This is a genomic window from Xanthomonas sp. 3498 (assembly GCF_014199795.1).
GTDB lineage: Bacteria > Pseudomonadota > Gammaproteobacteria > Xanthomonadales > Xanthomonadaceae > Xanthomonas_A > Xanthomonas_A rydalmerensis.
The window spans coordinates 1,000,609-1,014,749 of sequence record NZ_JACHOH010000002.1; the positions used below are offsets into that span (position 1 = coordinate 1,000,609).

Annotated in this window: 11 protein-coding genes and 1 tRNA gene; 2 read left to right on the plus strand and 10 right to left on the minus strand. The window is 70.1% G+C overall.

Annotated elements, in window-relative coordinates:
- The first annotated feature begins 296 nt into the window (after positions 1 to 296).
- Positions 297 to 2,261 carry an alkaline phosphatase PhoX gene (locus GGR66_RS09405; RefSeq protein WP_184448047.1) on the plus strand — a complete coding sequence of 655 codons (1,965 nt, stop codon included), beginning with the start codon at positions 297 to 299 and terminating at the stop codon, positions 2,259 to 2,261.
- Positions 2,262 to 2,325: 64 nt separating this feature from the next.
- Here GGR66_RS09405 and pgi read toward each other — a convergent pair whose 3' ends face one another.
- The 6 genes from pgi to pcnB form a co-directional block, all read right to left on the minus strand.
- On the minus strand, positions 2,326 to 3,840 hold the full coding sequence (gene pgi, locus GGR66_RS09410) for a glucose-6-phosphate isomerase (protein ID WP_184448048.1): 1,515 nt from the start codon (positions 3,838 to 3,840) through the stop codon (positions 2,326 to 2,328).
- The gene (panD, locus tag GGR66_RS09415) at positions 3,837 to 4,217 is read right to left on the minus strand and encodes an aspartate 1-decarboxylase (RefSeq protein WP_160968957.1); all 381 of its coding nucleotides are present in this window, start codon (positions 4,215 to 4,217) and stop codon (positions 3,837 to 3,839) included. The genes pgi and panD overlap by 4 nt, the downstream gene beginning before the upstream one ends.
- A 174-nt stretch (positions 4,218 to 4,391) precedes the next feature.
- Positions 4,392 to 5,231: a pantoate--beta-alanine ligase gene (gene panC, locus GGR66_RS09420; RefSeq protein ID WP_160968955.1), complete on the minus strand. Its 840-nt coding sequence runs from the start codon at positions 5,229 to 5,231 to the stop codon at positions 4,392 to 4,394.
- A complete protein-coding gene (gene panB, locus GGR66_RS09425; protein ID WP_184448049.1) occupies positions 5,228 to 6,046 on the minus strand; it encodes a 3-methyl-2-oxobutanoate hydroxymethyltransferase in 819 nt (272 codons plus the stop codon). The genes panC and panB overlap by 4 nt, the downstream gene beginning before the upstream one ends.
- A gap of 31 nt (positions 6,047 to 6,077) precedes the next feature.
- Positions 6,078 to 6,575 (minus strand): 2-amino-4-hydroxy-6-hydroxymethyldihydropteridine diphosphokinase, encoded by a 498-nt coding sequence (gene folK / locus GGR66_RS09430; protein WP_184448131.1) that lies wholly within the window; start codon positions 6,573 to 6,575, stop codon positions 6,078 to 6,080.
- An 8-nt stretch (positions 6,576 to 6,583) separates the two neighbouring features.
- On the minus strand, positions 6,584 to 8,002 hold the full coding sequence (pcnB, locus tag GGR66_RS09435; RefSeq protein WP_160969037.1) for a polynucleotide adenylyltransferase PcnB: 1,419 nt from the start codon (positions 8,000 to 8,002) through the stop codon (positions 6,584 to 6,586).
- Positions 8,003 to 8,032: 30 nt separating this feature from the next.
- Here pcnB and GGR66_RS09440 point away from each other — a divergent pair.
- Positions 8,033 to 8,107, plus strand: a tRNA-Glu gene (locus GGR66_RS09440).
- A 262-nt stretch (positions 8,108 to 8,369) separates the two neighbouring features.
- Here GGR66_RS09440 and folE2 read toward each other — a convergent pair.
- The 4 genes from folE2 to xylB all read right to left on the minus strand — a co-directional run bounded on the left by folE2 (position 8,370) and on the right by xylB (position 14,122).
- Positions 8,370 to 9,317 carry a GTP cyclohydrolase FolE2 gene (folE2, locus tag GGR66_RS09445; protein ID WP_184448050.1) on the minus strand — a complete coding sequence of 316 codons (948 nt, stop codon included), beginning with the start codon at positions 9,315 to 9,317 and terminating at the stop codon, positions 8,370 to 8,372.
- Positions 9,318 to 9,735: 418 nt separating this feature from the next.
- Positions 9,736 to 11,163 carry a sugar porter family MFS transporter gene (locus GGR66_RS09450; protein WP_160968947.1) on the minus strand — a complete coding sequence of 476 codons (1,428 nt, stop codon included), beginning with the start codon at positions 11,161 to 11,163 and terminating at the stop codon, positions 9,736 to 9,738.
- Positions 11,164 to 11,253: 90 nt separating this feature from the next.
- Positions 11,254 to 12,594 (minus strand): xylose isomerase, encoded by a 1,341-nt coding sequence (xylA, locus tag GGR66_RS09455; RefSeq protein ID WP_184448051.1) that lies wholly within the window; start codon positions 12,592 to 12,594, stop codon positions 11,254 to 11,256.
- A gap of 34 nt (positions 12,595 to 12,628) precedes the next feature.
- Positions 12,629 to 14,122 (minus strand): xylulokinase, encoded by a 1,494-nt coding sequence (xylB, locus tag GGR66_RS09460; protein WP_184448052.1) that lies wholly within the window; start codon positions 14,120 to 14,122, stop codon positions 12,629 to 12,631.
- Positions 14,123 to 14,141 lie beyond the last annotated feature (19 nt).

Genomic DNA, 14,141 nt, shown 5'->3' on the forward strand with positions numbered 1-14,141 from the left:
CCGCGATGCCGCCGGGATATCGGTTGACGCTATAGCGATGGAATACCGGCTTCGCTTGTGCGGGGCCGCATCCGGGTCATCGACCGCGCTCCCCGGTGCCATCCGCCGCGACGGCGTTTGCTGCATCGCAATATCGAGCGGAGCGCGCACTGCGCAAGGCGCAGCCGTGTTCGACGCGTCTGCCGACGGCGCGTGCGTTCGCAGGTTTCAAACAAATGTCACCAAGCGCACCTAGGTTGGACCGCGCCGGCACAGAGGGGAGTGACCGGTATCCCGCCTTTCTGGAGAGTCCCCCGATGTCGCATCTCCCCGATTCCGGTCGCCGCCGAGCGTTGCGCCTGCTGGCCGGCACCTCCCTGCTGCCGCTGGGCAGTCTTTCCGCCGCCGCGTTGGCGAGCGATCCTGCGGCCGCGCGTCTGCCGCCCCTGCCCGCGCCGCGGCCAGGCCGCCCGCCACGGCCGCGCGTGCGCGCGGTCAGCTTCGACGGCATGGCGGCTCCGTCGCTGGCCGAGCCGGCGGCGATGGCCACCACCAGCGTGCGCTCGCATGTCGAGGTGATCCTGCACGACGGCAGTCGCCAACGCTTCGCCCTGGCCTACCGGCCGTTCTTCATGACCGGCGACCAGGTCCCTGACGGTAAGGGCGGCACCGTGCTGGCCGGCGGCTACTACGACATCCACAACCGGCCGATCCTGGATCGCTCGATCCCCGGCAGCGAACGCCCGTTCTTCTCGGACTGTCCCGATGGCTCGTCGCTGCTGACCCTGCCGCATGCGCAGGTGCCCGGCGTGCGCGGCAACACGGTGTTCGCGGTGGTGCAGTTCGAATACACCACGCGCGATCTCGCCGGCAACGGCACCTATCGCCAGCTGCCGGCGCCGATCGCGGTGCTGACCCTGGACCAGGACCCGCGCACCGGCCACCTGCGCCTGGTCAAGTACCACAACGTCGACACCTCGGCGGTCCACGGCCTGTGGACCACCTGTGGCGCCAGCCTTTCGCCCTGGAACACGCACCTGTCCAGCGAAGAATACGAACCCGATGCCGCCAGCATCGCCGGCAACACCCAATTCCAGCGCTTCAGCGAACACCTCTACGGCGATCCCACGCGCGCCAACCCGTATCACTACGGGCACCTGCCCGAAGTGACCGTGCACGCCGACGGCAGCGGCAGCATCCGCAAGCACTACTGTCTGGGCCGCATCTCGCACGAATTGGTGCAGGTGATGCCGGACCGGCGCACCGTGCTGATGGGCGACGATGCCAGCAACGGCGGCCTGTTCCTGTTCGTTGCCGACCGCGACTGCGACCTGTCCAGCGGCACCCTGTACGTGGCGAAGTGGCGACAGCGCTCGGCCAGCGGCCCCGGCGCGGCCACGCTGGACTGGATCCGCCTGGGCAGCGCCTGCAGCGACGAGATCGAAGCGATGGCCGACGTGCTGCGCATCGACGACATCATGGACGTGGCCACGCGCGATCCGGGCGACCCCAGCTACACCCGCATTCCCTACAGCGGCGGCTTCAACTGGGTGCGGCTGCGCCCGGGCATGGAACAGGCCGCCGCCTTCCTGGAAACCCACCGCTACGCCGCGCTGGTCGGCGGCAGCCTGGGTTTCACCAAGATGGAAGGCACCACGGTCGACACCCGCGACCGCATCGCCTACTCGGCGATGTCCTACATCCAGGGCAGCATGCTCGACGGTTCCGGCGACATCCGCGTGGAAGGCCCGACCGCCGGCGCGATCTATGCGCTGCCGCTGCGCGGCGGCCAGCGCGACCATCTCGGCCAGCCGATCCGCAGCGAGTGGGTGCCGGTGTCCATGAGTGCCCCGCCCGCGCTGGTCGGTCGCGATCTGCCCGCAGCCGATGCACTGGGCAATCTGGCCGACCCGGAGCGCATCGCCAATCCGGACAACATCAAGTTCTCGGAACGCTTGCGCACACTGTTCATCGGCGAGGACAGCGCCATGCACGTGAACAACTTCCTGTGGGCCTACAACGTCGACACCGGCAAGCTGTCGCGCCTGCTGTCGGTGCCGGCCGGCGCCGAATCCACCGGCCTGCACGCGGTCGACGAGATCCACGGCTGGACCTACGTGATGAGCAACTTCCAGCATCCCGGCGACTGGGAAAGCCCGCTGCACGACAAGGTCAAGGCGCAGCTGGATCCGTTGATCCGCGCCAACTACAAGGACCGCTACGGCGCGGCGGTGGGCTATCTCACCGGCGACCCGGTCGGGTTGCGCCTGGACGACGCGTAGGACGCCGCACGGCGCCCGAAGGATCGCGCGAGCCCTTGGCTCGCGCGATCGGATGCGTTCTCGCTCAGCCCTGCAACCGCGCCAGCACCGCGCGCGTGACCGGGTCGGCAACCTCGGTGGACTGGCCCTGCAGCGCCGGCAGCAACTGGCTGGCCAGTTGCTTGCCCAGTTCGACGCCGAACTGGTCGAAGGCGTTGATGCCCCAGACCACCGACTGCACGTACACGCTGTGCTCGTACATGGCGATCAGCGCGCCCAGCGCCTGCGGGGTCAGCGCGTCGAGCAGGATCAGCGTGCTCGGGCGGCCACCCGGGTAGTCGCGGGCCGGATCGTCGCTGCCCTGCCCGTTCGCCAGCGCCTCGGTCTGCGCCAGCAGGTTGGCCAGCAGCGCCTGGTGGTTGACGGTGTACGGGTCGTCGTTGCGGATGCAGCCGATGAAGTCGGCCGGCACGATGCTGGTGCCCTGGTGCAGCGCCTGGAAGAAGCTGTGTTGCACGTCGGTGCCGGCGCCGCCCCACCACACCGGCACGGTATCGGCCTCGACCGGGCTGCCGTCCAGCCGCACGCGCTTGCCCAGGCTTTCCATCACCAACTGCTGCAGGTAGGCCGGCAGCAGCGCCAGGCGCTGGTCGTAGGTCATCACCGCCTGCGTCGCGTAGCCGAGCAGGTTGCGGTTCCACAGCGTGGTCAGGCCGTGCAGCACGGCCACGTTGCGCTCCAGCGGCGCGTTCAGGGCGTGCGCGTCGAACTGCGCGGCACCGTCCAGCAACTGTTCGAAGGCGTCGGCGCCGATCGCCAGCGCAATCGGGAAGCCCACCGCCGACCACAGCGAATAGCGGCCGCCGACCCAGTCCCACATCGGCAGCACGCGGCCGGCGGCGATGTCGAAGGCCTTGGCGGCGCGTTCGGGATTGGCGCTGACCGCGTACAGGCGCTCGCTGCCGCCCAGCCAGTCGCGCAGGATCTGGCCGTTGAGCAGGGTTTCCTGGGTGCCGAAGGTCTTGGAGATCAGCACGCCGGCGGTGCGCGCCGGGTCCAGCGTGGCCAGGGTGCGCTGCATCGCCGCGCCGTCCACGTTGGAGACGAAGTGCACGCGGAAGCGCGCGCCGGCGACCGGACGCAGCGCATCGGCGACCAGGCGCGGGCCCAGATCGGAGCCGCCGATGCCGACGCTGACGATGTCGGTGACCTCGGTCTGCGCCAATGCATCGATCAGGGCGCGCATGCGCTGCTGCACCTCGCGCGCGCTGGCGTGGGCCTGGCTGGCCACCGGCGCGCCGGTGAGGTCGCCGCGCAGCGCGGTGTGCAACGCGGCGCGGCCTTCGGTGACGTTGACCGTCTCGCCGCGGAACAGGCGCTGGAAGGCGCCGGCCAGGTCGTGGTCGGCGGCCAGCGCGAGCAGCGCGTCGAGCGCGGCGCGGTCGTACTTCTGCCGCGCGAAATTGAAGTACAGCGGTCCGACCTGCAGCGCCAACGTCTCGGCACGGCCGGGTTCGGCCGCCAGCAGGTCGGGAAGGCGCGCCCCGCGCAGGCGCTGGGCGTGGGAATGCAGTGCGTCGAAACCGGTGGACTGTGTCATGCGGCCTGCTTTGGGATGCTGTGGTTGGTGTGGGTGATCTTGTTCTTGCCGTCCACGTAGACCAGGGTCGGCTGGAAGCGCGCGGCTTCCTCTTCGCTCATGCCGGCGAAGGCGGCGATGATGATCAGGTCGCCGACCTGCACGTGGCGCGCGGCGCCGCCGTTGAGCGAAATGATGCCGCTGCCCTCGTCGGCGCGGATCGCGTAGGTGCTGAACCGCGCACCATTGGTCACGTCCCAGATGTGCACCTGCTCGAACTCGCGGATGCCGGTCGCGTCCAGCAGCAGCCCGTCGATGGCGATCGAGCCCTCGTAGTTCAGCTCGGAATGGGTGACGGTGGCGCGGTGGATCTTGGTCTTCAACAGGCTCAGTTGCATGGCACGGGACTGCGGTCAGGAAAGACGCGCAGTTTAGCAGCCGAGGGGTTAGCTGGCGGTGGTGAGGCGCGGCCTCAAACCATCGTAGGAGCGGCTTCAGCCGCGACCGCCCCCGCGGGAAAGCCTGTCGCGGCTGAAGCCGCTCCTGCGACAACGACCCTAGGCCTGCCTTGCTCAGAATTCCAGGTTGTCGATCAGCCGGGTGCGGCCCAGGCGCGCGGCGATCAGCGCCACGCGCGGACCGCGGCCGTCCTGCGGCTCGCTCAGGTCGGGCGCGCGCAGCACGCTGTAGTCGACCTCGAAGCCGGCCGCCTGCAGTTGCGCGGTTGCCGCGGCCTCCACCTCGGCGCGCGGGCGCCCGGCCAGGTGGGCCTCGCGCATCGCCAGCAGGGTGCGATGGATGTGCGTGGCACGCGGCCGCTCCTCGGCCGACAGGTACTGGTTGCGCGAACTCATCGCCAGGCCGTCGGCCTCGCGCACGATGCCACCGCCGAGGATCTCGATCGGGAACGCCAGGTCGGCCACCATCTGCCGGATCACCGCCAGCTGCTGGTAGTCCTTCTTGCCGAACGCGGCCAGGTCCGGCTGCACCTGGTTGAACAGGCGCGCGACCACGGTGCACACGCCATCGAAATGGCCGGGCCGGCAGGCGCCTTCCAGCACCTCGCTGACGCCCGGGGTATGCATGCGCAGCGCAAGCTCCACGCCCAGCGGATACATGCTCTCCACCGTCGGCAGCCACAGCACGTCGCAGCCGGCGCCTTCCAGGCCGCTGGTGTCGGCTTCCGGGGTGCGCGGATAACGGGTGAAATCCTCGTTCGGGCCGAACTGGGTCGGGTTGACGAACACGCTGGACACCACGCGGTCGGCGTATTGCCGCGCCAGCATCACCAGCGAGAAATGTCCGGCATGCAGGTTGCCCATGGTCGGCACGAAGGCCACGCGCAGGCCCTGCCGCTTCCAGCCGGAAACGGTGGCGCGCAGCCGGGCCAGGTCGGTGATGGTCTCGATCATTTGGCGTAGGCGTGTTCGGCGTCGGGGAAGGTACCGGCGCGCACCGCGTCGGCGTAGGCGCGCACCGCCCCGGCGATGGAACCGCCTTCGGCCAGGAAATCCTTGACGAAGCGCGGGCGGCGGTGGCCGCTGTCCAGGCCGAGGAAATCGTGCATCACCAGCACCTGGCCGTCGCAATCGGGGCCGGCGCCGATGCCGATGGTGGGAATCCCGATCTCGGCGGTGATCCGCGCGGCCAGCGGCGACGGCACGCATTCCAGCACCAGCAGCGCGGCGCCGGCCGCGGCGACCGCCTTGGCGTCGGCGAGCAACTTGGCCGCGGCGGCCTCCTCGCGCCCCTGGATCTTGTAGCCGCCGAAGGTCAGCACCGACTGCGGGGTCAGGCCCAGGTGCGAGCACACCGGGATGTCGCGTTCGCTGAGGAAACGGATCACCTCCAGCTTGTGGCCGGCGCCCTCCAGCTTGACCATCTCCGCACCGGCCTGCAGCAGCCGGGTCGACGCATCCAGCGCGCGCTCGGGCGTGGCATCGGACTGGAACGGCAGGTCGGCCACCAGCAGCGCGCGTTGCAGCACCCGCGCCACCGCAGCGGTGTGGTAGACGATGTCGTCCACGGTCACCGGCAGGGTCGAGTCGTGGCCCTGCACCACCATGCCCAGCGAATCGCCGATCAGGATCAGGTCCACGCCATTGGCGTCGAACGCACGCGCGAAGCCGGCGTCGTAGGCGGTCAGCATCACCAGCTTCTGCTGGCGGCGCTTGGCCTCGGCCAGGGCGGGAACGGTCCAGGGCTTGCTGTCGGCGTGGCTGCTCATAAGTTCATGTGCTGCGGTAATGAGCCGAGCATTATCTACCGATTGGCACGATCCCGCCGGTTTCGATGCGGTCGCGGACGTCACGCACCGTTCCATGCCCCGGAACGACTGCCTCGGCGGCGATCTCGGCCAGCGGCAGCAGGACGAAGGCGCGCTGGTGCAGGAACGGATGCGGCACCTGCAGCCCGGGCAGGTCGATCACCGCCTCGGCGTACAGCAGCAGGTCCAGGTCCAGGGTGCGCGGGCCCCAGCGTTCGCCGGGCAGGCGCTGGCGGCCGTGGCGGCTTTCCAGGTCCAGCAGCGACTGCAGCAAGACCGGCGCCGGCAGCGTGGTGGCCACCAGCGCCGCGGCGTTGATGAAGTCCGGCTGGTCCTCGCGGCCCCAGGCCGGGCTGCGGTACAGCTGCGAGGCGCGCAGCAGGCGGGTCTGCGGCAAGGTATCGAGCGCGGCCAGGGCCGCGCGCAGGGTCGCCGCGGCATCGCCGAGGTTGCCGCCCAGGCCGATGCAGGCCTGGACCGGCGTCTCCACAACGGCGCTCACTCGAGGGGCGCGGTGGCGTCCGGACGGCGACGCCGGCGCCGGCGGCGCTTGGGGGTCTCTTCGCTGTCGGCAGGCGGCGCGAACGCCAGCTCGTCACCGGCGTAGTCCACGTCCGGATCGAAGCCGCGCGGCGGCGGCGCATAGCCGGGCTGCTGCTGCAGTTCGCGCCAGTAGGCGATGTCGGCCGCATGCTCGTCGGAGGCCGACTGGCGCACGATCAGGAAGTCGAACGCGGCGCGGAAGCGCGGATGCGACAGCGTGCGCACCACCCGCTTCTTCTGGCGCGAGGTGAAGCGCGACTGCAGCAGCCAGATCTCCTGCATCGGCAGCGAGAAGCGCCGCGGCAGCGCCACGGTGCTCAGCTGGTGCAGGGTCACCCGGTCGGCGGCGCGGCGCTGCGCCTCCTCCATCTGCATGCCCTGCTTCTGCAGGGTCATCAGCGCGCGGCAGTAGGCCGGCCACAGCAACAGGGCGAACAGGAACGCCGGCGACACCGGCTCGTCGTTGGCGACGCGGGCATCGGTGTTGCGCAGGCCTTCGATCAGCATCCGCCGCAGCGCGCCGCTGCGGTTGGAACGCAGCGCCGCCGCACTCTCCGGGAACAGCGCGGCGAGCAGGCCGTGCCGCTCCAGGCCCTCGAAGCTGGCCACGCCGTGGCCGGACAGGAACAGCTTGAGCACTTCCTCGAACAGCCGTGCCGGCGCGGCCTCGGCCAGCAGCCCGGCCAGGCGCGGGATCGGCTCGGCGGTGCCGGCCTCGATCTCGAAGTCGAGCTTGGCCGCCAGGCGCACCGCGCGCAGCATGCGCACCGGGTCCTCGCGGTAGCGCTGCTCGGGATCGCCGATCAGCTTCATCAGCCGCGCCTGCACGTCCTCGAAGCCGCCGGTGTAGTCGCGCACCGAGAAGTCCTCGATCGCGTAGTACAGGGCGTTGCAGGTGAAGTCGCGGCGTACCGCGTCGTCCTCGATGCTGCCGTAGACGTTGTCGCGGACCAGGCGGCCGTTATCCACCTCGCGGTCGCCGCTGCCGTCGTCGACGTTGGCGCGGAACGTGGCGACCTCGATGATCTCGCGGCCGTAGACCACGTGCGCCAGGCGGAAGCGGCGGCCGATCAGGCGGCAGTTGCGGAACAACTGCTTGACCTGCTCGGGGGTCGCGTCGGTGGCGACGTCAAAGTCCTTGGGCTGCACCTGGACCAGCAGGTCGCGGACTGCGCCGCCGACCAGGTACGCGCCGAAGCCGGCCTCGCGCAGCCGGTACAGCACGCGCAGGGCGTTGGGGCTGATGTCCTTGCGCGAGATGGGGTGCTGATCGCGCGGGATCGCGCGCAGGGTGAATGGCGATGGAACTGGCGGATTGATGATGGCGCTTCCGTATCGGGTTGCGGGATTGCCGAAGGGCGGCGAGACCCATATACTAGCGCGCTGCAATCGACGCGACCAAACGCTCCCTTCGTCTAGTGGTTAGGACGTGGCCCTCTCAAGGCTAAAACAGGGGTTCGAGTCCCCTAGGGAGCGCCATCCTCGCCTCGCCTGCAGCGCGACACAGCAAAAACCCCGCCCTGGCGGGGTTTTTTGCGTTTCGGGGACCGGCGGTGGCCGGCAACGCCGCATCCTGGGAGGCCGGACGCCAAGCGCCATCGCCCCAGGCGGCTGCGCACGTCGGTCAGCGTTTCGAAGAACCCGAGGCCCTCGCGCTGACTCAAGCGCTGGGCGCGATCGGGTCGACGCAGATCCGCATGCAGGCCACGGCCAGGCCGCCGCCCGGCTGGTCCGCGCCGAATCAGTGCGCAGGCTGCCCGGCTGCGATGGCGACCGGCGGCGACGCAGTCTCCGCCACCGCATCGTGCGCATGCAGGCTCTCCAGATGCCGCACCTGCACCTGCACCTCGGCATAGCGCGCGCCCAGCGCCTGCTGCAGGCGCCGCGCGGCGTCCTCCACGTACATCAGGTTCTCGCCGTTGCGGCGTGCGAACGCCTGTTCGTCGGCGCGGCGCACCGCCGCCTGCACCGGCGTGGCCAGGGCCTGCTCGGCTAGCGCGATCAGGGCCTCGGCATCGAAGCGCACCGCGCGCGCCGACACGCCCACCCGCACCGAGGCCACGCTGCGCTGGCTGTGCGGAGTGGCATGACTGCCGTGCCGGAGCAGCCAGTCCGCGACCGCTTCGCGCGACAGCGAGGCCTGGTCCAGGTGCTGCTGCACGAAGGCCTCGCTGAGCAGTTGCCGTGCCAGCGCCGCCGAACAGGGGCAGGTCGAGGAATACAGCAGCTCCACGCCCAGTCCCAGGCGAACCACGCCGCCGCGCAGTTCGGCGTCGATCCGCAGCGGATACGCCCTCCACCCCGCCAGCCCCGGGCTGCGCAGCGCCGGACGGCGCCGCAGCAGTTCCAGGCGCAGCGACACCCGTGCCGCGGTGGAGGCGCAGTCGGCATGGCTGTGCACCATCGCCCGCAGCAACTGCGACAGCCGCGACGGCGACAGCGGCTGCTCCGCGGCTTCGTCGAGCAGGCGGTACAGCCGCGACATATGGATGCCCTTGACCTGGGCCGACGGCAGGTCGACGGCGAGCGCGGCCTGCGCCGGCACTGCCGTCGCATTTCCGCCCTCGCCCGTCTCCAGGCAGATCGGCAGCGCGATGCCGTCCATGCCGACCCAGTTCAGGGGAGCGGCGATCTCCGAAGGTTCGTCGGCGGCGACATCGGGCAACGGCAAGGGTGTCTGCAGATTCATCGGATCGACTGGAGCGGCAAGGGGCGAGGGAAAGGTAAGGAAGCCAGGCTTACAATTGTTATAAAATAACATATCCAGGCCACACCGAGAGGAGCGCTCATGGCCCACCTCAGCCGTTAGCGGTGCAGGCCCTTTCGTCGGGCCGGTGTGGGCTGCCGTGTCCGGCTGGGTCGCGTGGACCTCCTCGCGCGGCTTGCCCGTGCCCTCATCCGCCCCTGCGGGGCACCTTCCCCCGAGAAGGGGGCCATGGTCCCGAGGGGAGAAGGGAGAAGCCAAAGCCCCTCTCCCACCGGGAGAGGGGTTGGGGTGAGGGTACGGAGCGCGCAGCGCCCTCGCCGCTTTGCCAATGCCTTCAGCCGCTCGCTGCAGACGCATCGACCCGGACGCGGCACGCGCGCCGCGCGCGCCAGCCTCCGCCTCAGCCCTGCATCTGCTCCAGTTCCTTGCCCTTGGTCTCGTACACGTAGCGCAGCACGAAGAACACCGACAGGAAGGCGGCCACGGTGTAGATGCCGTAGGCGCCGGCCAGGCCGATGCTGCCGAGCAGGACCGGGAAGGTCACGGTGATGGCGAAATTGGACATCCACTGCGCCGCGCCGGCCACCGCCAGGCCCGAGCCGCGGATCTGGTTGGGGAACATCTCGCCCAGCATCACCCACATCACCGGGCCCCAGGACATGTTGAAGAAGACCACGTAGACGTTGGCGGCGATCAGCGCCAGCCGGCCCATGCCCGGCGACAGCGCCAGCTTGCCGGCCGCATCCAGCGAGGCGCTGGCGAAGGCGATGGTGACCAGCGCCAGCGACACCGCCATGCCGGCCGAACCGATCCACAGCAGCGGCTTGCGCCCGATCCGGTCGATCAGCACCACCGTGACCAGGCAGGCGCCGATGCTCAGCGCGCCGGACAGCACGTTGATCAACAGCGCATCGCTCTCGGAGAAGCCCACCGCCTGCCACAGCACCGCGCCGTAATAGAACACCACGTTGATGCCGACCAGTTGCTGGAACGTGGCCAGGCCGATGCCGATCCACACGATCGGGCGGACCTTGCCGGTGACCTTGCTGACCAGGTCCGACAGGCGCGGCTTGTGCTGATCGGCCGACAGCGACCCGGAGATCTCGATCAGCTTGGTCTGCGCGGCGGCGGCACCGTACAGACGGGTCAGCACCGCCAGCGCCTGCTCGCGGCGGCCCTTCACCACCAGGAAGCGCGGGCTTTCCGGAATCGCCAGCAACAGCAGCAGGAACGCCGTGGACGGCAGCGCCTGCATCCAGAACATCCAGCGCCAGGCCGGCTGGCCCAGCCACAGCGCCTCGGTGGACGCACCGGCGGCCTTGGCCAGCAGGTAGTTGCTGAGGAAGGCGCAGAACAGGCCGCCGATGATGGCGATCTGCTGCACCGTGGCCAGGCGCCCGCGGTAGCGCGCCGAGGCGACCTCGGCGATGTAGGCCGGCGACATCACGCTGGCCGCGCCCACCGCGAAACCGCCCATCATCCGCGCCAGCACGAACACCGCCGAGTTGTGCGCCGCGCCGGCGCCCAGCGCCGACACCAGGAACAGCGCCGCCGACACGATCAGCACCGTACGCCGGCCCCAGCGGTCGGCCAGCGAGCCGGCCAGGAACGCGCCGACCGCACAGCCCAGCAACATCGAGGCGACCTCGAAGCCGGTGCCGGCGGAACTGGACTGGAAGGCCGCCTTGAGGCCGTCGACGGTGCCGTTGATGACGCCGCTGTCGAAGCCGAACAGGAAGCCGCCGATGGTGGCGACGCAGCTGATCAGGATGATGAGACGGGTGTTCTCGCCGGCGTCGGCGTGGCGATCGATCGGAACACTGGACATGGATTCACCTGGTGGCGTGCAAGAGGAAGACGGCCGGCGCGCGGAAGCAGCATGCGCGACGGCGGCACCGGGCCGCCGCCGCGCACCGGTTCAGCGCAGCAGGTACTGGTTGATCAGGTTCTCGTAGGCTTCCTGGCGGCCGCTGCGCTGGGTCGGCTCGCCGGCCTGCGCAGCGTGCGCGGCCAGGTCGGCCAGCGTGCTCTTGCCGGCGGCGAAGGCCGCGCCGGCGCCGCTGTCGAAGCTGGCGTAGCGCTCGCGGCGCCACTGTTCCAGCGGCGAGGCGGTCAGCAGCGCATGGGCGACTTCCAGGCCGCGCGCGAACGCGTCCATGCCGCCGATGTGGGCGATGAACAGGTCCTGCGGATCGGACGACTCGCGGCGCACCTTGGCGTCGAAGTTGAGCCCGCCCGGGGCCAGCCCGCCCTGCCGCACCACCACCAGCATCGCCCCCACCGTGTCGTACAGGTCGACCGGGAACTGGTCGGTGTCCCAGCCGTTCTGCGGGTTGCCGCGGTTGGCGTCGATGCTGCCGAGCAGGCCGGCGTCGCTGGCCACCTGCAGGTCGTGCTCGAAGCTGTGCCCGGACAACGTGGCGTGATTGGCCTCGATGTTGAGCTTGAAGTCCTTGTCCAGGCCGTACTGGCGCAGGAAGCCGACCACGGTGGCGCTGTCGAAGTCGTACTGGTGCTTCATCGGCTCCATCGGCTTGGGCTCGATCAGGAAATTGCCCTTGAAGCCGATGCTGCGGCCGTAGTCGCGGGCCAGGGTCAGGAAACGCGCCAGGTGCTCCTGCTCGCGCCGCATCTGCGTGTTGTGCAGGCAGGCGTAGCCTTCGCGGCCGCCCCAGAACACGTAGTTCTCGCCGCCCAGCTCCACGGTCGCCTCCAGCGCGGCCTTGACCTGCACCGCCGCGCGCGCGACCACGTCGAAGTCCGGGTTGGTCGCCGCACCGTTCATGTAGCGCGGGTGCGAGAACAGGTTGGCGGTGCCCCACAGCAGCTTGACCCCGGTCTCGGCCTGGCGCTGCCTGGCGATACCGACCATGTGCTTGAGGTTCTTTTCATACTGCCCCACGTCCTCGGCGTCCGGCGCCAGGTCGACGTCGTGGAAGCAGTAGTACGGCACGCCGAGCTTGGTGAAGAACTCGAATGCCGCATCGGCCTTGGCCTCGGCCCGGCCCAGCGCATCGCTGCCGGCATCCCAGGGATAGGCGCGCGTGCCCGGGCCGAACGGATCGGCGCCGTTGCCGCAGAAGCTGTGCCAGTAGGCCACGGCGAAGCGCAGGTGCTCGGCCATGGTCTTGTCGCCGATCTTCTTGTCGGCGTCGTAGACCTTGAACGCCAGCGGGTTGTCCGAAGCCTTGCCTTCGAACGGGATGCGGCCGATGCCCGGGAAGTACGCCTTGGCGCCGGTGTAGACGGAAGTGCTCATCACGAAGTCCTGGTGCGTTGCGGGGGAAGGGAAATCACGCGGCGTACAGCGGGCCGATGGCCTGCAGATGCCGCTGGAAGGTCTGGTAGTGCGCTTGATACTGCGCGCCGCGCTGCGCATCCGGCTGCGCGGAACGCGAGGCGTCGTCCTGCTGGTGCTGCAGCACCACCTCGGCCAGGCTGGCGCGCTCGCCCTGCGCCCAGCCGTCGGCCCACAGCGCCTGCAGCGCGGCGCCGAACGCCGCGCCCTCCGCCTGCGCCGGCACGTGCACCGGCAGCCCGAACAGGTCGGCGATGAGCTGGCGCCAGCCGGCGCTGTTGCTGCCGCCGCCGGTCAGAGAGATCGCATCGAAGTGCAGCCCGGCATCGACGAAGGCGTCGAAGCCATTGCGCAGGCTGTAGCTGGCGCCCTCCATCGCCGCGCGATAGAAATGCGCCGGCGTGCTGTTGTGCAGATCCATGCCGGTCAGGCAACCGCGCGCGGCCGGCAGGTTCGGGGTGCGTTCGCCGTTGAAGAACGGCAGCAGCACCAGTCCGTCGGCACCGGGCTCGGTGGCGGCGAGCAAGGCCTCGCCCTGCCCGGTCTTGATGCCGAACAGGCGCGCGATGGTCTCGGTGGCGACGGTGCAGTTCATGGTGCAGATCAGCGGCAGCCAGCCGCCGCTGGAGGAGCAGAACGCGGCCCAGCGCGCGTCGGGGTCCACCACCGGGCGCTCGGCATAGGCGAACAGCGTGCCCGAGGTGCCCAGGCTCATGCTCAGGCGTCCGGGCACCACATTGCCGGTGCCGATCGCCGCCATCATGTTGTCGCCGCCGCCGGTGGCCACCCGCACCTCGCGCGGCAGGCCCAGCGTCTGCGCCGCGGCGGCAGACAGGACGAAACTGGTCTCGGTCGGCACCAGCGGCGGCAGCGCCGCGGCCAGGTCGCGCTGCGGATCGATGGCCTGCAGGAGTGGCTCCGACCACTGCCGCGTGCGCACGTCCAGCCAGCCGCTGCCGGAGGCGTCGCCGACCTCGGCATAGCGCTCGCCGGTGAGCCAGAAATTGATGTAGTCGTGCGGCAGCAGTACCGAGGTCATCGCCGCGTAGGCGTCGGGGCGATGCTTGCGCGTCCACGGCAGCTTGGAGGCGGTGTAGCCGGCCAGGATCGGGTTGCCGGCCAGTTCCACGCAGCGCTGCGCGCCGCCGACCGCGTCCATGATCTCCTCGCACTCGCGCTGGGTGCTGGTGTCGCACCATAGCTTCACCGGCGCGGTGACCTGGCCCTGGGCATCCAGCGGCACGAAGCCGTGCTGCTGCCCGGACACCGCGATGGCCCGCACCTGCGCCCGCTGTTCGGCGCTCAGCGCGGCGAAGCAGGCGACGATGCCGTCGATCCACCACTGCGCCTGCTGCTCGCGGGTGCCGTCGTCACGGCTGATCAGTTCCAGCGCGTGGCCGTGGGTGGCCACCACCTGCCTGCTGTCGGCATCGTAGGCGAGCAGCTTGACGCTCTGCGTCCCCACGTCCAGGCCGATGTACAGACTCATTGCCGCACCCGCCAGGTCT

Excerpts from the sequence above, each read along its gene's own strand:
- GGR66_RS09405 (WP_184448047.1), top strand. The coding sequence starts at position 297 with ATGTCGCATCTCCCCGATTCCGGTCGCCGCCGAGCGTTGCGCCTGCTG.
- pgi (WP_184448048.1), bottom strand. The coding sequence starts at position 3,840 with ATGACACAGTCCACCGGTTTCGACGCACTGCATTCCCACGCCCAGCGC.
- panD (WP_160968957.1), bottom strand. The coding sequence starts at position 4,217 with ATGCAACTGAGCCTGTTGAAGACCAAGATCCACCGCGCCACCGTCACC.
- panC (WP_160968955.1), bottom strand. The coding sequence starts at position 5,231 with ATGATCGAGACCATCACCGACCTGGCCCGGCTGCGCGCCACCGTTTCC.
- panB (WP_184448049.1), bottom strand. The coding sequence starts at position 6,046 with ATGAGCAGCCACGCCGACAGCAAGCCCTGGACCGTTCCCGCCCTGGCC.
- folE2 (WP_184448050.1), bottom strand. The coding sequence starts at position 9,317 with ATGAATCTGCAGACACCCTTGCCGTTGCCCGATGTCGCCGCCGACGAA.
- GGR66_RS09450 (WP_160968947.1), bottom strand. The coding sequence starts at position 11,163 with ATGTCCAGTGTTCCGATCGATCGCCACGCCGACGCCGGCGAGAACACC.
- xylA (WP_184448051.1), bottom strand. The coding sequence starts at position 12,594 with ATGAGCACTTCCGTCTACACCGGCGCCAAGGCGTACTTCCCGGGCATC.
- xylB (WP_184448052.1), bottom strand. The coding sequence starts at position 14,122 with ATGAGTCTGTACATCGGCCTGGACGTGGGGACGCAGAGCGTCAAGCTG.